The sequence below is a fragment of the Microcoleus sp. M2_D5 genome (assembly GCF_036701935.1).
In the GTDB taxonomy this organism is placed as follows: domain Bacteria; phylum Cyanobacteriota; class Cyanobacteriia; order Cyanobacteriales; family Microcoleaceae; genus Microcoleus.
On the sequence record NZ_JAUBRP010000057.1, the window covers coordinates 1 to 18,232 of the forward strand.

Annotated in this window: 18 protein-coding genes, 1 tRNA gene and 1 pseudogene; 14 read left to right on the forward strand and 6 right to left on the reverse strand. The window is 46.1% G+C overall.

Going from position 1 to position 18,232, the window contains the following annotated elements; genetic code table 11:
* The first annotated feature begins 201 nt into the window (after positions 1 to 201).
* The 8 genes from QUA50_RS21150 to QUA50_RS21185 all read left to right on the forward strand — a co-directional run bounded on the left by QUA50_RS21150 (position 202) and on the right by QUA50_RS21185 (position 9,342).
* Entirely contained in the window at positions 202 to 333 is a 132-nt protein-coding gene (locus QUA50_RS21150; RefSeq protein ID WP_333266514.1) for a hypothetical protein, read from the forward strand.
* Between the two features lie 62 nt (positions 334 to 395).
* Positions 396 to 962 (forward strand): photosystem I assembly protein Ycf4, encoded by a 567-nt coding sequence (locus QUA50_RS21155; protein ID WP_333102535.1) that lies wholly within the window; start codon positions 396 to 398, stop codon positions 960 to 962.
* Between the two features lie 316 nt (positions 963 to 1,278).
* On the forward strand, positions 1,279 to 2,070 hold the full coding sequence (locus tag QUA50_RS21160; RefSeq protein ID WP_333398228.1) for a peptidylprolyl isomerase: 792 nt from the start codon (positions 1,279 to 1,281) through the stop codon (positions 2,068 to 2,070).
* A 191-nt stretch (positions 2,071 to 2,261) separates the two neighbouring features.
* Positions 2,262 to 3,554, forward strand: coding sequence for a beta-ketoacyl synthase N-terminal-like domain-containing protein (locus QUA50_RS21165; protein ID WP_333266518.1), 1,293 nt, complete (start codon positions 2,262 to 2,264; stop codon positions 3,552 to 3,554).
* A 333-nt stretch (positions 3,555 to 3,887) separates the two neighbouring features.
* Positions 3,888 to 4,997, forward strand: a complete 1,110-nt coding sequence (locus QUA50_RS21170) for an ATP-binding protein (RefSeq protein ID WP_333266520.1) — start codon at positions 3,888 to 3,890, stop codon at positions 4,995 to 4,997.
* Between the two features lie 179 nt (positions 4,998 to 5,176).
* Positions 5,177 to 7,054, forward strand: coding sequence for a DNA mismatch repair endonuclease MutL (gene mutL, locus QUA50_RS21175; RefSeq protein ID WP_333266522.1), 1,878 nt, complete (start codon positions 5,177 to 5,179; stop codon positions 7,052 to 7,054).
* Between the two features lie 167 nt (positions 7,055 to 7,221).
* Positions 7,222 to 8,046 (forward strand): transglutaminase family protein, encoded by an 825-nt coding sequence (locus tag QUA50_RS21180; RefSeq protein WP_333266524.1) that lies wholly within the window; start codon positions 7,222 to 7,224, stop codon positions 8,044 to 8,046.
* Between the two features lie 609 nt (positions 8,047 to 8,655).
* Positions 8,656 to 9,342: an alpha/beta hydrolase gene (locus QUA50_RS21185; protein ID WP_333266526.1), complete on the forward strand. Its 687-nt coding sequence runs from the start codon at positions 8,656 to 8,658 to the stop codon at positions 9,340 to 9,342.
* Positions 9,343 to 9,502: 160 nt separating this feature from the next.
* On the opposite strand, the gene QUA50_RS21190 is transcribed toward QUA50_RS21185, so the two are convergent.
* Positions 9,503 to 9,967: an SRPBCC family protein gene (locus tag QUA50_RS21190; protein ID WP_333057572.1), complete on the reverse strand. Its 465-nt coding sequence runs from the start codon at positions 9,965 to 9,967 to the stop codon at positions 9,503 to 9,505.
* A 147-nt stretch (positions 9,968 to 10,114) separates the two neighbouring features.
* On the opposite strand from QUA50_RS21190, the gene QUA50_RS21195 reads away from it, so the two are divergent.
* The 4 genes and pseudogenes from QUA50_RS21195 (at position 10,115) to QUA50_RS21210 (ending at position 13,102) form a co-directional block, all read left to right on the forward strand.
* A complete protein-coding gene (locus QUA50_RS21195) occupies positions 10,115 to 10,618 on the forward strand; it encodes a hypothetical protein (RefSeq protein ID WP_333266528.1) in 504 nt (167 codons plus the stop codon).
* 17 nt (positions 10,619 to 10,635) lie between these two features.
* Positions 10,636 to 10,779 (forward strand): annotated as a pseudogene (locus tag QUA50_RS21200) (RNA-guided endonuclease InsQ/TnpB family protein); the annotation flags it as partial.
* Between the two features lie 107 nt (positions 10,780 to 10,886).
* The gene (locus tag QUA50_RS21205; RefSeq protein WP_333266529.1) at positions 10,887 to 11,141 is read left to right on the forward strand and encodes an IS200/IS605 family accessory protein TnpB-related protein; all 255 of its coding nucleotides are present in this window, start codon (positions 10,887 to 10,889) and stop codon (positions 11,139 to 11,141) included.
* A 284-nt stretch (positions 11,142 to 11,425) separates the two neighbouring features.
* Complete coding sequence (locus QUA50_RS21210; RefSeq protein WP_333266531.1) at positions 11,426 to 13,102, forward strand: mechanosensitive ion channel; 1,677 nt, start codon at positions 11,426 to 11,428, stop codon at positions 13,100 to 13,102.
* Between the two features lie 358 nt (positions 13,103 to 13,460).
* Here the strand turns inward: QUA50_RS21210 and QUA50_RS21215 are convergent.
* The 4 genes from QUA50_RS21215 to QUA50_RS21230 all read right to left on the reverse strand — a co-directional run bounded on the left by QUA50_RS21215 (position 13,461) and on the right by QUA50_RS21230 (position 15,235).
* Positions 13,461 to 13,534 (reverse strand) — tRNA-Pro (locus QUA50_RS21215).
* 37 nt (positions 13,535 to 13,571) lie between these two features.
* Positions 13,572 to 13,940 carry a DUF1818 family protein gene (locus QUA50_RS21220; RefSeq protein WP_333266533.1) on the reverse strand — a complete coding sequence of 123 codons (369 nt, stop codon included), beginning with the start codon at positions 13,938 to 13,940 and terminating at the stop codon, positions 13,572 to 13,574.
* Positions 13,941 to 14,081: 141 nt separating this feature from the next.
* The gene (locus tag QUA50_RS21225) at positions 14,082 to 14,729 is read right to left on the reverse strand and encodes a hypothetical protein (protein ID WP_333299496.1); all 648 of its coding nucleotides are present in this window, start codon (positions 14,727 to 14,729) and stop codon (positions 14,082 to 14,084) included.
* A gap of 275 nt (positions 14,730 to 15,004) precedes the next feature.
* Entirely contained in the window at positions 15,005 to 15,235 is a 231-nt protein-coding gene (locus tag QUA50_RS21230) for a DNA-directed RNA polymerase subunit omega (RefSeq protein WP_333266537.1), read from the reverse strand.
* Positions 15,236 to 15,315: 80 nt separating this feature from the next.
* Here QUA50_RS21230 and QUA50_RS21235 point away from each other — a divergent pair, with 80 nt between their 5' ends.
* Complete coding sequence (locus QUA50_RS21235) at positions 15,316 to 16,008, forward strand: GDSL-type esterase/lipase family protein (RefSeq protein WP_333266538.1); 693 nt, start codon at positions 15,316 to 15,318, stop codon at positions 16,006 to 16,008.
* A 313-nt stretch (positions 16,009 to 16,321) separates the two neighbouring features.
* Positions 16,322 to 17,575 carry an S-layer homology domain-containing protein gene (locus QUA50_RS21240; RefSeq protein ID WP_333266540.1) on the forward strand — a complete coding sequence of 418 codons (1,254 nt, stop codon included), beginning with the start codon at positions 16,322 to 16,324 and terminating at the stop codon, positions 17,573 to 17,575.
* Positions 17,576 to 17,703: 128 nt separating this feature from the next.
* Here the strand turns inward: QUA50_RS21240 and QUA50_RS21245 are convergent, their stop codons facing one another.
* Positions 17,704 to 18,213, reverse strand: a complete 510-nt coding sequence (locus QUA50_RS21245; protein WP_333266542.1) for a pentapeptide repeat-containing protein — start codon at positions 18,211 to 18,213, stop codon at positions 17,704 to 17,706.
* Positions 18,214 to 18,232 lie beyond the last annotated feature (19 nt).

The following is an 18,232-nucleotide window of genomic DNA, read 5'->3' on the forward strand; positions in this document are numbered from 1 at the left end:
CGATCGCGTTTGAGCCAGTCGTCGAGTACATCAAAGATGCCTCTTTCGGTCTGGGCGCGTCCGACTGCGATTGTCATTGCGGTAAAATCCTTTTGCTTGTTAAAAGACCAAGGTTTCTAATTAAAGTTAACATAACTATATATTAGAAGTTCATAATTTTTCAACTAGAACAGCAGACTTCCCCCACTAGAGGCGTACTCGATGAAAGCGTGGTTGAGAGGAAGGCCATCTTGGTTGACGATGCTCAGCAACAATCGAACTGACCCTTCGTCTCCCAGCGGCGAGGTGGCGGTGGTTGAGGACAATCCCGATAGGTCGATCGCGATCTCGTAGCCGAAGGGTGACGCTCGGTGGGCTAATTGAATTAAGATTTGGCTTTAAGGCTGTTTAATTTTATGACTGCAAAAACAATGACCTCGATCGATCCTGTCCTGCGCTACCCGGTTTTGGGCTCCCGCCGCTTCAGCAATTACTGGTGGGCGACGGTGGTCAGCATTGGAGGGACTGGTTTCCTGCTGTCGGGCATTTCCAGCTACTTGCACGTTAACCTGCTGCCCTTTGCTGACCCGACTCAGCTTGTTTTCATCCCCCAAGGCATTGCGATGGGTTTCTACGGTGTCTGTGGCGTGCTTTTGGCGCTTTACCTGTGGCTGACTATTCTCTGGGATGTCGGTGGCGGTTACAACGAGTTCGATCGCCAAACTGGTAACATTCGGATCTTTCGCTGGGGTTTTCCCGGCAAAAACCGCAAAGTTGATTTTAATTGCAAGACATCGGAGGTGCAATCTGTGCGGGTGGACATTAAAGAAGGTCTCAATCCCCGCCGCAGTATTTATCTTAAGCTCAAAGACCGCCGTCAGTTTCCCCTGACTAGAGTCGGACAGCCGATTGCTTTGTCGGAAGTGGAAAATCAAGCTGCCGAATTGGCTCGATTTTTGCAAGTTCCCCTAGAAGGACTTTAGGGATTTTCGATTTGCGATTTTCGATTTTCGATTGGTAATGTCTCGTAGGGTGCGCCGGGCCGCGCACCTTACCTACCTGGTAAGTGAAAAAGATCGATCTGCGAGTCAGCCCGTTACCAATTTTTGAATCTATCAATTAACAATACTGCGGATAGTTTTTGATTTGCTACCGTAGAATGAGGGTTTCAAGGCGATTAGGCAAGTTCGCTACCCAAGGAAAATCGCGAATTTTAGACTGCGAACTAAAAACAGTTCGGACTATTGAATTAAAATCTTTAGTTGCAAAGTCCGTAATTGACTCAAAGTGAAAATACAAATGCAAATGCAAATCAAAATTCAGCGGTGGTTGTTCTCACTTTTAATAATTGGCGCGTTGTTTGTCGGAGGATGCGGTAGTTCCCCTGTGGCAAACTCGACTCCGACATCGAATCCGGTGTCGGGTGAAAATATTTCTTTGTCTCCGTCTCGTTCTCCTTCTCCTGCTGCTGTAGCGGCGAGTTCGCAATTTAGCAATTTGCCACGCTTGGAAGGAAAAGCTACGGTGGTGATGACGGTTAAAGGTGCTCCAATTACGATCGAACTCGACGGCACAAATGCGCCAATTACTGCGGGCAATTTTGTCGATTTGGTTCAGAAAGGTGTCTACGACGGGCTGGTATTTCACCGAGTCGTGCGGGAACCTCAGCCTTTTGTAGTTCAGGGGGGCGACCCCCAGGGTAAAGACCCTAAATTCCCTGCGGCGCGACTGGGAACTGGTGGTTTTATTGACCCGAAAACTACTGTAGAACGCAGGATTCCTCTGGAAATTAAAGCTCGAGGTGCTGCGAATCCGACTTACAGCGCGACGCTACAAGAAGCTGGGGTTAAGGAGAAACCCGTGTTGGTGCACAGTCGCGGGGCTGTGGCTATGGCTCGATCGCAGAGTCCTGATTCGGCTTCTTCTCAGTTTTACTTTACTTTGACCGATGTACCGTTTTTGGACGGTAGCTATGCGGTTTTTGGGTACGTGAAGCAAGGGATGGATGTTGTTGATAAGATTGAAGCGGGCGATCGCATTGATAAGGCTACTGTTACTCAGGGTTTGGAAAATTTTAAGCCTGTTAGCTGAAGTTAGTCATTAGTGATCGGTCATTAGTGATTAGTCATATCAAATCCGGTAGCATCGGAATTAATCTTACCCACAGTCAGGACACGGCACTGCCGTGTCCCTACAATTAATCTGGCGCGCCAGAAACGGCTCTGCCGTGTCCTCTATAGCATTCCGGTGTAACCGGAATAGATATCATTAGTCATTAGTGAATGGATGTTGTTGTTACTGGAATTGGTCTAGTTTCGAGTTTAGACAGTCTGGAAACTAGCTGGATAAGACTGCTGTCTGGAGAGTCGGGAATTCGGGAACATCAACCTTTTCTGAAAATTGAGCCGCAACCTTTGGCTTTAATTCGCACAAAACCTGCGGATTTAATAACTTTAATTCGACAGGTTTTAGCAGATGCTTTGCAAGATGCTAATTTGACTTTGCCTTTGCCAGATTGCGGGATTGCGATCGGTTCTAGCCGAGGTTTCCAGGCAAATTTGGAACTGTTGGCGAGGGAAGGAATAGGGAAGAAGGAAGAAGGAAGTTCGGCAACGGATTCTGTAACGGATGTAAAGGATAGAAGGAAGAAGGAAGAAGGAAGAAGGAAGAAGGAAGAAGGAAGAAGGGAGAAGGAAGAGGAAAGAGAATTCTCAATGCCCAATGCCCAATGCCCCATGCCCCATGCCCAATTCCCAATTACCGATTCTCAATTTGTGAATTTTTTGCCTCACATGGGGGCGATCGCAGTGGCGAGGGCAATTGGCTCGACGGGGCCGGTACTGGCGCCGATGGCTGCTTGTGCGACGGGCATACAGTCGATCGCCCGCGCTGTTGATTTAATCCGCACCGGTGAGTGTCAGCGGGCGATCGCAGGTGCTGTGGAAGCGCCTATCACACCGCTGACTCTGGCTGGATTTAACCGGATGGGTGCTTTGGCAAAAACTGGTTGCTATCCCTTTGATGAAAATCGGGAAGGCTTTGTGCTCGGTGAAGGCGGGGCTTTATTTGTATTAGAATCTGCCGAGTTGGCAAGGCGTCGCGGTGCTAAAATTTACGGTCGAGTTTCCGGTGTTGGGTTGACAAATGATGCCTGTCATGCTAATGCGCCGGAGCTGGGGGGGAAAAGTGCGATCGCGGCGGTAAATCAATGTTTGAAACGCAGCAATTTAGCGGCGGTTGATATAGATTTTATTCATGCTCACGGTACTGCAACTGAGTTAAATGACCGACACGAAGCACTGTTAATTCAGAAGTTATTTCACCCAGGAGTTGCTGTTAGTTCGACTAAGGGGGCGACGGGTCATACTTTGGGAGCTTCGGGAGCTTTGGGCGCGGCTTTTTGTTTGATGAGTATTAAATATCAGATGTTGCCGCCTTGCGCGGGAATGAAAAAACCGGGGTTTGAATTAGATTTTGTTCGCTGTGCGCGATCGGCTATTGTCAGAAATGCGGTTTGTTTGAGTTTTGGCTTCGGCGGGCAGAATGCTGCGATCGTTTTATCGGGCGATCGTTAATTTTTGTAAACTCGGTCGATCGACATTTAAATTACACGATCTCTCTCCAGTTAAAATCTTCTGAGGTGGCCGGAGTCGCTCCACATCTAATTTAAATCTCGAAAATAGTACAATATTTATGTATTTTAGTCAATTAACTGAGAATTTTGGTGAGCTTGCTGGTGCTGCTATGCTAGTCTGGCTCTGCATCCCGACGCTAATCCTTGCGTCAAAGCCTGGGAGGCTAGAAAACAGAGCCAGATTAAAGCAGTATTGTATTTTATTAACGCACCGATGGCGATCGGCGAAAATAGAAAAAAGAAACTGTTTAAATTAAGTCTCAGGTATTTTCACATGGATCTGGCCTCTCATCGATTTATGTCTTATTTTGAACCAGAGCAAGCTGCTCACCTTTGCCAAATAGCTGTTTTGGAGAGTTTTGCTGAGGAAACGCTGGTTTTTGAAGAAGGAGAAACAGCGGATTTTTTATATCTAGTTTTAGAAGGTAAAGTCGAGTTTAGCAAGCGGATTGAAAATCATAAATATCAAACTGTTGCTGTCGCTAAGCCAGACGATTATTTTGGCGAACTCGGAGTTTTAGATGGAGAGCCACGCAGTGCTAGAGCTGTGGCAGTTGCAGGATCGACTTTGGCCAAAATAGCCCGTGAAGAACTAATAACAACTCTCCAGTTTGCTAAAGGCAGTTCGGTGATGCAAATGTTTAGTTTCATTACTAAAAATTTACGTGATACCACGGATCAATATGTTAGCCAGTTGGTACACAAACAAAAAATGGTATTGGTTGGAGAAATGGTGAGTACAATTATTCACGATTTCAAAAGTCCTTTTACCGGAATTAAACTCTCCAGTGAAATGCTCAAAGAAATGCACCCAGATGAGGAAACTCAGGAGTGGTGTGAACTTATTCAATTGCAGGTTCATCGAATGTTAGGGATGGCTGAAGAAGTATTAGAATTTTCGCGTGGTAATTCTGTATTAAATAAAAAACCTGTTAATCTAATTCAGACGTTGCAGCAGTTTGAAAAGTTGAACCGAGTTTATTGTGAAGCAGCAAAAGTAGATTTAGCGGTACGGGTGACAGAAGTAATAGTGGAAGCGGATGAAAATAAGATTTTGCGTGTTTTACAAAATTTAGTTGGGAATGCTGTTGAGGCTTTTGGCGGAAGAGGGGGTCGGGTGGAGATTGCGGTGACACAAAGTGAGGAGTGGGCAGAAATTAGCATTTACGATAACGGCCCCGGCATTCCGCCGACAATTAAGGAAAAGTTATTTGAACCGTTTGTGACTTATGGCAAGCGGACTGGTACTGGGTTGGGAACGGCGATTGTTAAGTCGATCGTTGAGGCTCACAAAGGGAAAATTACTTATGAGTCAGAGGACGGAAAAGGCACAACTTTTTACATCCGCTTGCCGAAAACTATGGTTTTAACAGAGCAAAATTAAGTAGGTTGAATATATACTTAGGACTTTTTTACTAAGGCTGAGAGACTTGGTTGAGCAGTAGATATCTTGCGTTCAAACAATATTTTTCTAATAAACCGGGTTGAAAAGCGTAAGTCCTAATACTGTATAGCGACTTGCAGAATCAAGTAGAATTGAATTAACGAACTGCTAAAAATCAGATGCCAGTTACTATTCAAACCTTACCCACAGAAGTTATCAATTTAATTGCCGCTGGCGAAGTGATTGACTCGATCGCCGCTGCGGTACGAGAATTAGTTGAAAATTCTCTGGATGCTGGCGCAACTCGCATCGTTGTTTCTGTCTGGCCCGAACAGTGGCGGGTGCAAGTTGCAGATAATGGTACGGGAATGGATCTGGAAAATTTGCGGCAGGCGGCTTCGCCTCACAGTACGAGCAAAATTACCACGGAAGCTGACCTTTACAAAATTGATAGTTTGGGATTTCGCGGGGAAGCTTTGCACAGTTTAGCTCAGTTGGGCTGTTTGGAGGTTTTGAGCCGATCGAATGATTTGGGATTGGGGGATTTTTCGGAAAATCGAGATTCGGCGTCAAACCCCGCTAAATCTTCCTTTAACAAGGGGGGAGTTGAAAATGCTCGATCGGGCTGGCGGGTGGTTTACAACAACGCGGGCGTTGCTGTAGAGGTGGAAACAGCGGCGATCGCTCCGGGTACGGTGGTGACTGTTGATAATTTGTTTGGCAATTGGCCTGTGCGCCGCAGTTTTTTGTCGCCGGCACAGCAAATGCGATCGATCCAATTAACCCTCCAGCAAATTGCTATTTGTCACCCGCACGTTAATTGGCAGTTGCGTCAAGGAAATACGCCTTGTTTGCACGTAACTCCTGGTAGCACAGCGGAACAACTTTTACCTCAATTCGTGCGCGGTGTGCGATCGAGCGATTTGCAGTATTTAAAGTTAGATTTGCCTGCGAGTCCTGAAAATCATAAAGCAGCCAATTTCTTGCTAGAAACTCAACTTGTGGGCGCTACAGTTAAGCCTAATTACCAATTCCCAGTTGCTACTTCTCAATTCCCAATGCCTAATTCCCAGTTTTTAGAATTAGTAATTGGTTTGCCCGATCGCTGTCACCGCAGGCGGCCGGATTGGGTGAAAGTTGGGGTGAACCGGCGAGTTGTGCGATCGCCCGAATTAGAGCAAACTATTCTCAGCGCCTTTGCCCGCACTTGTCCGCGCGATCGCTATCCAGTGTGTTTTGTCCACCTGCAAATCTCCCCTTCGGAAATCGACTGGAACCGCCACCCGGCTAAGGTGGAAATTTATCTCCACGATCCGAGTTTTTGGCAAGCGCAAGTTAGCGCGGCAATTACTCGTGCTTTGCACCTGAATGATGATGTTTTGCCGCCTGTCCCTATTCCCGATCGAGTGGGACAATTGCTGAAGGCGTCGGAACAAAAAAGTGCTTACAGTGTCGGGATTTCGGCTAGGCAAAAGGATGACGGCGACGAACAGGAAAAAGCTAATAAAATAGGATTGATGGAATTGAGGGCGATCGCTCAAGTTCACAATACTTACATTGTTGCGGAACATTCCAACGGAATGTGGTTAGTGGAACAACACATCGCTCACGAGCGCGTTTTGTACGAGCAATTGTGCGCGGCTTGGCAGCTAAAATGTCTGGAAAAACCAGTAATTCTCAGTCAGTTATCGGCGCTGCAAATAGAGAATTTATCCCGACTGGGTTTGGAAGTAGAAAGTTTTGGCGAACAGCTATGGGCTGCCCGCGAAGTTCCTGAATTGTTAGCCGATCGAGATGACTATGCGGATGCGCTTTTTGAACTCAGTAAAGTCGCAGATTTACAAGCGGCTCAAGTTGCGACTGCTTGCCGTAGTGCTATGCGAAACGGTACTCCTTTGAGTCTTTCCCAAATGCAAAATTTGTTGGATCAATGGCAGCAAACTCGCAATCCGCGCACTTGTCCTCACGGCCGCCCTATCTATTTTGCTTTGGAAGAATCGACTCTGGCTCGGATTTTTCGCCGCAGTTGGGTGATTGGTAAAAGTCACGGGATTTGAAGGTTAAAAGTTAAGCTGTAAGGTGCGCGTTACATACAAGACTGTTTTTTTGAACCGCAGAGGGCGCAGAGAACGCAGAGAGGAAGAGAAGAGAGATGTTTTTAATATTTTTTTTGGCAACTGGATATTCGTATAAAATGTCAATTAAAATCAAATAAATCATAAATATGGATTTTCCGATCGCCCGACAACTATTTTATCGAGAAATAAATCAGCCAGATGGCTCGATAGACCTGGCGAAAGCTGCTCTTTATATGGCTTTGGAAGAATACCCAAATTTAGAGCCGGAGGAGTATCTCAACGCTCTTGACACGATCGCGGATGAAGTGCGCTCACGCCTGCCGGCACAGAATTATCCGCTGCGGATTATTCAAACTATTAACGGCTATTTATACGGGGAGTTGCAGTTTGCGGGCAATGATGTTGATTATTACGACCCTCGCAATAGCTTTTTGAATGAAGTGATCGATCGGCGTACTGGTATTCCGATATCTTTATCTTTGGTTTATTTGGAGGTTGCTAAGCGGATTGATTTTCCGATGGTGGGAATTGGGATGCCAGGACATTTTTTAATTAGACCGGATTTTGAAGATGCGGGTATTTTTGTTGATGCGTTTAACAGCGGCGAGATATTGTTTCCTGAAGATTGTCAAGCTAGACTTTCTCAAATTTACGGTCAACCTATGGAGTTGCAGCCAACTTTTCTCGCCCCGGTAAGTCGCCGACATTTGTTGGGGCGAATGCTGGGAAATCTGAAGGCGATTTACTTGCAGCAGGGAGATGCTGTGAGGGTACTCTTGGCGATCGAACGGATTTTGCTGCTGTTTCCCGATGCGCTGGGGGAACGGCGCGATCGCGGAATTCTCTATTATCAACTGGGACGCTTGGTGGAAGCGCGCCACGATTTGGAACTATACCTGAGAAATGCTCCGAATGCTCCCGATGCTGCTAGAATTCGCCAATTGGTCGATCGGCTCGATCGGGATCTTTGAAGTTAGGAATGAGAATTACAGCATATTCCATGTATATGTAGTACACAGAATCCTGTAGTAAGTAAGGTGCGGATACACCCGTCAATCTGCAAGTTCTATTTAAAAGGTCGCAGATCCGCACCCTACATATTAAAATCACACAATATAAATATAGCGGCTACTGTACTTCATCAACCACCGAATATGCTGTAAATAACTTCAACAAGTTTGTGGGACGGGCGTCCCGCCCGTCCTTAAAAGACGGGCGGGACGCCCATCCCACAATAACAATTAAAATTGTAAGTTATTTAATTCGCGATCCTTAAGTTCGCTATATGTCGCACAGCACACTATAAGACATAAAAGTGACACTCAATAAACTGCTGCCTGACGACCAAATTTCGCTTTTATCATTTTTGCCAAGCTATCTAAAATTTGGCAAAAAATTAACTCTAACATATTAATTGTAAATTAAAACCTATCTTTTGATAGGTTGAATTTGCTTGACTTGATTGTAAAATAATAGGTCATTTACGCAAATCCCGATTCGACTTTCCGACAGATATCCGCACAGATATCCGCACAGAAGAGCGATCTAAAAAGTATTTTCACCTAAAGAGGTACAAACTCATGAACTTTCAGTTTCAACAAGGTTATCTCAACGAAATGCAATCGCTGTCAGTCCATTTAACCAAAAGAATGTCAAAGTCTTTATCATTAGGTTTGGCACTTTTGCTGGGAACAAGTGCAGTATTCCTAAGCAGCGGCAAAGCCTTTGCATTAGATAATGTTACCGTAAAATACGGTGCTGTTGACGTAACATTACCGATGAGCGACTTGCAAAGCTTTGCACAAACAGGCCAAGCATCATCTCAACTGCAAAGCGTTCTGAGTCTTGCGAAACAAACTCCCGAGTCGGTGCGCGAAATATTAACGCGAGAAGTACCTTTAGATTCCCAATTAGTAGCGCGGCTAGCAAGCACTTATTTTGGGGAAATAGTTTTCAAACAATTGGGGGAAGTTGCTTATGCCCCGACTGCGAGGCTTCAAAGCGTGCCCGCACTGCGCGATGCTTTAGTCGCAGCTTCCAAAGATGGCAAAATATCGCTGATTGAAGTAATGCAAAATTACAGCCCTGCTGCTTTAGAAGTTGACGGCAATCAAGCGATGGTTATCTACGAACGAGTGATTAAAGATGTGCAAGATTTGCAAGCTTTGTATCAAAATTCCCCGGCTTTGCAAAATACCGCCGGCCAAGCGGTGAATTCGGCCAGACAAATGATTTGTCAGCCCAATCCAGCGGGAAGTGCGAAGTAAATAACTGAAGTTGGAGGGAAGGGGGAGTCGGGAATTGGAAATTGGGAATGGGTGCTTTTTTTCTTATGAGGTTTAGCTTTCAGCTATTAGCAATTACTCATCATCCATTCCCAATTCTTCGGCTACGCGAGGGTAAAAGTTCCCAATTACCCATTATTCATTACCCTTTACCCATTCTTTGAGATAGTTGCTCGGCTACCCGCTTTAGTCGGCGGAGTTGGTCTTTCATATCTTTTTCTGTCCAAGGGGCTGCAAAGCGATTGAAACCAAATCTAATTAAACGATTGGGAATTTGAAATTCAAAGCGGTTAATCAAGAGAGTACCTTGGATTTGCGGCTGGCATTCCCAACGATCGCATCCTTTGAAAAATCCGTCAAACCCCCAAACAATTAAACCTGGTTGTCGCTCCAACACAACACTTTCTAAAGAGGGTTGCAAAACGGGAATTTTTATGATAAATAAGCTGCGACTTCCTACGGCAGTATCCCATTCGCCCTGGGGATCGCAGCGTAGCAGGGGATTGAGCCACTTGTGCATTAAAGTGCGATCGACTATACATTGCTCCACCAAGGTAGCAGCAGCGCGAATTTCAATGGATTGCTCGAAAACTTGACGAATTGACATGAGAACCTGCAACAAGGAGGGTATTACAAAACTTTGCTTACTTGATAGTCCTTTATTTACTTGTAACGTCAATTTTTCCAGAAATTAAAAGATTGACACACTCATAAATACAGTGTATCATCTTGAATTAAAGTATATATACCGATTATGGAGTTAGTCGAAAGGCACATCATTAAACCAAATCATAGGTTTTATCGAGAAGCCGATAGACTGTCTTGGCTGTGCAAAAATTTTTACAATAACGCTAATTACATCTACCGTCAAAAGTTTTTCGCTAGCCAAGAAAGAAACGCTCTGGCTGTCGATCGCGCGCTCAAAACAAGTCCTGATTACAAAGCACTGCCCGCAAAGGTAGCACAAACCACGATCGGCTTAGCGATCGAATTAGTGATCAAAGCATGGACTAGCTATTATATGGCCGTGCGAAACGATCGGGAAGACCCAACTAAGTTTAAAACCGCACCGAAAATCCCTCATGACAAAGGTTCAAGAGAGCTAAAAAGAGAGGACGGGCGCTATGTAGTTGTATTTAATTGTCAAGGTCTCAGCATAAGAGACTTAAAAAAGGATACGATCGCCCCTATGGAACTAATATTTGGTTGCCTTCAAAAGTCACCTCGATTCTGGAAATCCGGATTGTTCCCAAACTAGGTTGTTATGTGGTCGAGGTGGTCTATGAAAAGTTAGAACAGCCTTTACAAGTTAATCAGACAGTAGCTGCTATAGATTTAGGATTAAACAATCTGGCAACATTAACATACAATGTTTCTGGGTTAGTACCGAAAATCTACGAGGGATGGGGTGTTAAGTCAAGAAACCAATACTGCAATAAAGTTTCATCGGCATTGAAATCATTGCTGCCCGCAGCGCAAAAAACAGTAAAAAACTCGCCCAATTGTGGCACAAGCGTAACTGTAAAGTGGATTACTACCTCCACACGACGAGTTCCGCAATTATTAAAGAACTCGTCAATCATCAAATGGGCTTGCTGGTTAGAGGCTGGAACCAGGATTTTAAAGATGGGATTAATACTGGTATGATGAGAAATCAAAATTTTGCCTGTATTCCCCATCGCCGGTTTCTGCAAATGTTGCAGTATACAGGACAACTTGCGGGAATTCAAGTTGTGTTAGTTGAGGAGAGTTACACATCCAAATGTTCAGCTTGGGATTAGGAACCAATTCAACAACATTCCGACTACATTGGCAGTAGGGTAAAAAGAGGATTGTTCAGAACCCAAACTGGACAACTAATAAATGCCGATGTGAACGGTGCTTTGAATATTGCCCCAAAAGCAGTCGGAGATGGGTCGAACCCTAATTCGATACAGGGTTTTGTAGTTAACCCAGTACATTAAAAGTGTACAAACATTAAATTTAGGCGATGTCTAGATTTTTTGGAACTATTATTAAAGTTTCGTCTTGTCCTTGTCAAATGTGACGTTAACCTGAGAAAAAAATGAATGAAACTTGGCAAGAAATAACTCAACCGATATCGGGCCCCATAGCGGCTTTGTCCGATCGCATTTTGGCCCAGGCCCAGCCCGCAAATCCCCTGACAGATGCGGAACGCGGCATTAACAATTTCCTTCAGGGCTCAAACATTGAAAATCTCCTCTGGGCTGTAGGTATCCTGCTCATTGGCTTGATAGTATCAGCCCTCGTCTCATCTTTAGTGGGGGGATTGCTCAAGAAAACTACGCTCGACAACCGGCTGGCTGCTTGGATTACCGGGCGCCCGGAAGGAGCTGGAGCCCCGCAAGTGGAAAAATGGATTTCCGCAGCGGTTTTCTGGATCATTTTTGTCTTTTTCCTAATTGCCTTTTTCAACAGGCTGAATCTCACGGCTGTCTCGCAACCCCTCAACACTTTTCTGAATCAAATTACCGGTTTCTTGCCGAAGTTAGCCGGCGCGCTAATTTGGTTGGGGATTGCTTGGGTGTTGGCGACTGTAGCCAAAATGGCCGTATCGCGGGCGATGCGGGCTTTTAACGTGGACGAGCGCTTGAATCAGGAGGTAGGCGCTACGCCCGCTGAGCGCCCTTTGCTGCTGAGCGATACTCTGGCGAATGCGCTGTACTGGTTCATTTTTCTGCTGTTTTTGCCACTGATTCTCGACTCACTGGAAATGCAGCAGGCTCTGCTGCCGGTTAATAATTTACTCAACCAAATTCTGGCGGCAATTCCGAAAATTCTGGAAGCTGTGGTGATTGGGTTTGTGGGCTGGCTGCTGGCTATGGTGGTGCGGCGGATTGTCACGAATCTGTTGGCGGCTTCTGGGGCGGACGGTTTGGGCGCTCGGTTTGGAATTTCGCGGACTTCGGGCGGACAATCGCTGTCGTGGATTGCCGGGACTATCGTCTATGTTTTGATTTTGATTCCAACGGCGATCGCAGCTCTGAACGCTTTGGACATTCAGGCGATTTCGCAGCCGGCAATCGCGATGCTCAACACGATTCTGGGCGCGCTTCCCAACATTTTTACAGCAGCGCTAATTCTGGGGGTTGCTTACTTTTTGGGGCGCTGGATCGGCGATTTGGTGACCAATATCCTGACGGGAATTGGCTTTAACAATGTCTTTTCTTGGTTGGGAGTGCAGCAGCCGAAACAGCGACTGCGGCTACCGCCGAGTTCGATCGATCCGGAAGCAACGATTCTTCAGGAACCGGAACTTCCTGCCCGCACGCCTTCTGAGTTTGTCGGCATCGTGGTGCAGGTGGGCATCATGCTGTTTGCTGTGGTGGCGGCTACCGACGTGCTGCGGATTCCAGCGCTGACGGCGATTGTTAGCGGTATTGTGCTGGTTGCAGGTCGGGTGCTGGCCGGTTTGGTGGTATTTGCGATCGGCTTGTATTTGGCGAATCTGGCGTTTAGTTTGATTGCCAGTTCTGGAACTCGTCAAGCGCGGCTTTTGGGCCAAGCGGCTCGGATCGCGATTATTGCCTTTGTTTCAGCCTTGGCGCTGCAACAAATGGGCATTGGCAGCGATATTGTGAATTTGGCTTTCGGGCTGCTGCTTGGGGCGATCGCAGTTGGCATTGCTCTAGCTTTTGGTTTGGGCGGGCGCGAGATTGCGGCCGACCAAATTCGCGAATTGTTAGCGTCGTTTAAACAAGATAAGACGCCACGTTTGTAATTCTATAAAATGGCGTTTGTCAAGTACAAACGCCATTTTTTTATGATTAATTTCATTAGACCTCTTGCAAACATAATTAGGACGGGCTCTTCGGCCCATCCCACAAAAGTTATTTTTTCTTGTGGGATGGGCCCCAGAGCCCGTCCGATCAATTTATCAAAAGGACTTTTGCAAGAGGTCTATCGTGAGGGTCGCGAAGCGATCGCCAAGCCATTGAAGTTGAGGATACAGCTATCGACTCTTCGGAAGCAGAGATTGATTCTTGTTTCTGGGCCGATGCCCCTAATTGAGAATGGTAAGAGCTGCGTCGCCGGCCCTAAAACAACAAAACCTCCTCATAGAGAAGGTTTTATCACAATCGGAGCGGCGGGATTTGAACCCACGACCCCTACTACCCCAAAGTAGTGCGCTACCAAGCTGCGCTACGCCCCGACAGCTTTAACAGCTTAGCATAGAATTCGATAAAAAGTCAAAAAACTTTTAAAACTTTTGCGGCCTGCACCAAACTCGGAACCGCAGCCGCCGGCCAAAAACCCTCGCACCTCCTGCCAGCATTCAAGATCAACTGCACGCTGTAAGCTTCGGGATAGCCTTCCACCTGCACCCACAGCAAGTCGCTTTCGGCTTCAATGGCGATTTTTTCCTCGTCCATTAACTCAGAGGCCATGTGACTCATTGTGCCGGCTAATTGCCCCAACAATCGGCAAAAATCGTTTAACTCAGCCTCTGTGAGTTCGTGAGCCCAACCGTCGCCCGCCACCAAACCCTTAAACTCCTGGGCCTCCGGGTTCCATCCCAAACGCCACCCAACACCGGTTTTAATTACACGTTCCACCATTAAGGGATTTTAGATTTTAGATTTTGGATTTTAGATTAGTAGGACTTACCCATAAATACCAAAGAAACCGGGTTTTTTACCAGTGTTAAAGGCCCGGATGCAGTATTTCAGTAAAAAACCCGGTTTCTGCAGCCCTAAGTATTAAGGTGCCAGCAACTTCGCATCTCCCGGCTGGGGCTGCGGTATTTCCGGGAAATTCGATCGCCCTTGCGGTTTTTCCCCCGCCGTCGGTGTGCGCCCACCCCCGGAATTCTCCGTAAAAACATCCACCAAAGCTTGAACCAAAGCATCCCGCTGTGCTCTATTTAACCTTTGAATAGCAGCGCGATCCTGTTCCATTGGATTTGACCGCAAAACGTCCTTTCCCGGATACACGCTTTCCACCAAATAATCGGGAGTCGCCCCCAAATAGTCAGCTAAACTCAACTTCCAATCAAAGCGGTAATTGGGCGGCCGTCCTTTGACAAATACGTGATATCGAATCAACCGCCCGACTAAAGTATTGGTAGGATCGACTTTTCCAGTTTCCTTGGAAATGTAGCTATTTTCGATCGGGAAATCCGGCAATTTTTCGTACACCAATTTCCACGCATCTTGCACCCTCACTTGCGGCGGCGCAGATTGTTGAGCCACCCGCTGCACGGAGGCCGACTCAGAACTCCGCAGCAGCGAAGGTTCCAAAGCCGACATACTCAATTCGCCCGATTCCAATACCCAACTCAAAAGCGTGAAAATCGCCACACTCAAAGTAACGAACAGAAAACTTAAGCCCTGCTTTAATTTATTCACAGTTTTGACACTTTCAAACATAGAATAATTTCATAATCTTACGGCCATCGGAGTCATACTTTCTAATTTTATGAATTAAGAAAATCAACCCTGTTGGCAGCATCCAGATTTTGTAAAAAGCGTTTTTTAGAAGTGCGATATTCCGGCTCAGTTGCGTATATAAAATAAACCGAGTTTTTCGCGGAGGTGCGGCAGTCTAGTTTGAAAAAGTTTTGGGTTTTGAGTTGACCAAAATTGCTGGAAACTCTCCACTCAAAACCCAAAACTCCCGAAGTCTAAATATCTCCGATTATTTCCGGCTGAGTCAGTTCGTCCGACATTTCAAATATCGCCCGCATTACAGGTTTCATTTGATGGTCGTCCATATTGTCAAAATCTTCATAGCGACGGCGTTTTGCGCGGTTAGCCACCTGTACCGTAATCCGATAGCGGTTGGATGCAGCAGCGATCAACTCTTCCGCGCGACGGGTTAGCTGAGTTGAATCGAAAGTTGGACGCTTAACCATGAGACTACCTACTTTATGTAATGTTACATTCTAGTCTAGTATGTCAAGATTCATAATTTATTAACTGAGTATCATTGCTTATGCAGGTAGCAACAGCCTATTCCTTTGGTCACTTGCATCGGGGAAATTCTCATCCCCTCAAATTGGTTGCTTTCGGCGACAGCTTAATCTACGGTTTCGGCGACGGTGTAGGCGGTGGCTGGGTGGAAAGATTGCGGCGCCAGTGGATGTTACCGGAGAGTGCAGGGCACGTTTTATACAATTTGGGCGTTCGGGGCGATCGCACCTATCAAGTCTCCCAGCGCCTGGAAAACGAGTTTCGCCACCGGGGCGAACTGAGAAACCGCGTCCCGGATGCGATTATTCTTTCCGTAGGCCTCAACGATTCGGCGAGAGTGCAGTCGCCTACCGGGCGCAGCTACACTGAGTTTGAACATTTTAAAACAGTTTTGGATAACTTATTAGACACTTCCAAACAACTTTGTCCGGTGATATTTGTCGGGATGGTACCGGTGGATGAAAGTAAAATGCCTTTTCAAGATTGTTTGTATTACAGTCATGCCGACCAATATCGGTATAAAGAAGCAACGAAATTAGCTTGTCAGTTGCGGGGAATTCCCTATTTAGATATTTTTGATAAATGGATCGATCGGGGCAGTGATTGGTGGCGATCGCGCTTGATTGCAGACGGGCTGCATCCCAATGCAGCGGGGTATCAATCTTTATTTGAAGATGCGACAAGTTGGGAACCGCTAGCCAGCATTAGTCATTAGTCAAGTCGAGCGAGGGCGGGCACTCTTGGCACTGCCCCTACATAATACAGGTTCTGCATTCAAGACTGTATAAATTCAAGGTAGATAAGGGAGATAAGCAACATAAGGATTTTAAGGAATTTAAGTATTTTAAAATTCCCCAATCACCATAAAAATATTTATTTTAAAAGACCGTATCTTCCCCGCACACGAAGTAAAATTCTTCAATAATGATTACATAACTGAGGGAAAAAGCAAGTTGGGCAGAATCAATCAGCCTATCAAAAGCTTAGTTATCCTCAATAAAAAAATTGTGTAAATTGGAGAATCAAAAATGTCTGTATTACATCGCATTAAATCCGGTACATCTGTTTTATTAACACTGGGAACAGTTGCCGGAACCGCAGCGCCGATGCTAGCTCCCGCGCCTGCTTTTGCTCAGACAGCTTTTTCGGATGTTAATAATAACTACTGGGCAAAAGATTTTATTCAAGATTTGTCAGAAAGAGGCATTATCAAAGGATTTCCCGATCGCACTTTCCGGCCGGATGCACCGGTAACGCGGGCTGAATTCGCGGCAATGATCCGTTCTGTGAAAAAGGCAAAAACCCGCGCTGCTGTAAGGTTTGCCGATGTTCCCTCCAATTTTTGGGCAAGCGGGGCGATCGCAGAAGCTTACGAAATGGGATGGATGTCTGGCTATCCCGGCAATGTTTTCAGGCCGGCACAGCAGATTCCTCGCGTTCAAGTTGTAGTCGCTTTAAATAACGGAATCGGCTATGAGCCTACGTGCGATTTTCAAGATGTTCTCAGCTACTATAATGATGCTGGTGAGATTCAAAGTTATGCTGTCAAAAGCGTTGCTGCTGCTACTGAAAAACAGTTAGTTGTCAGCTATCCCAATCCTAAATCTCTCAAACCGAACAAATCAGCAACGCGAGCTGAAGTAGCTGCTTTTATCTATCAAACATTAGTGAGTACCAATCAAGCAAGACCAATTAATTCTCCTTACATTGCCAAGATTGATGTTACCGAGTCTGTTGCTGTGCAAATTCCCAGGGGGGTGACTATCCCCATCGAGTACACAAAAGGCAAGATTTTGCTCGCCCCTAATGACAAGTCTCCGATTACGCTGACTGTAGCTGCGGATATCGCGGGCAATAACGGCCAAGTGCTGATACCCGAAGGCTCAAAAATTAGCGGCGAATTGCGATCGACTGCTTCGGGCGTTCAGTTTGTGGCTCAAGAATTAAGTATCCTCAACGGCAGCAGAGTGCCTCTCAATGCGACTTCGCAACTGATTACTAGGAAAGAAACTGTTACCAAGGGCGTTAATGTTGGTAATCTGGTTAAGAATACGGCGTTGGGTGCAGCAGCAGCGGCGGCGATCGCAGGTGTTACGGGCGATCGGGCGATCGCGACTGAAGAGGTGCTCGGCGGCGCGGGAATCGGGACTTTGATCGGGGTATTTTTGGGTAGAGATAAAGTCGATTTGTATGCTGTTAATCCCGACACCGATTTAGATTTGCTGTTGAATTCCGATTTGGTAGTTGGTACTGCCAGCACAGGCATTTGTAGCGCTCGATAGAGCAGATACTTGGAAATTTCTTCAAACCCCTCGCCTTGCAGGAGAGGGGCTTTAATTTGTGTATTTTACCTCGCTACAGGTGCATCTAATCAAATAATTGACCAGGGATTTTCTTTAAGTGTGAATTCCTACGGACATCCCAAACTTTCGCGAGTAGAAACTCCCGTCACGGGATTGACACCATCTGCTTTCTCGCACAGGAGAGTAACTTGATAAGCGTCGATAATCGCGTCAGTAAAATCCGCCCCGGAAATTGCAGCATCAAAAAACCGAGTTCGAGTCATAATTGCCTCGGAAAAATTAGCATTCGTCAAATTAGCGCCGTCGAATGTAACTCTATCTGCCAAAGCACCGGAGAGGTTGGCACCTGACAAGTTGGCATTCAGCAAAACTCCCTTAGTCAAAATCGCATTAGTTAAATCAGCACCTTGAAAATTGGTTCCCCGCATTTCGGCAGCGACAAATGTTCCCCCCGCTAAATCCGAGTTGGAAAAATCGCGATCGGACAAATTAATATTTGTGTAATTAATACTTGTTTTCGGTAGGGCAAATGCCGGAGTAGCACTCAGCAGCACCCACCCAACAGCCAACACTAAACTTAAAAACAGGCTCAGGAATATTCGGAAAACACTTTTCATGATGATGGGAATGGGGAAT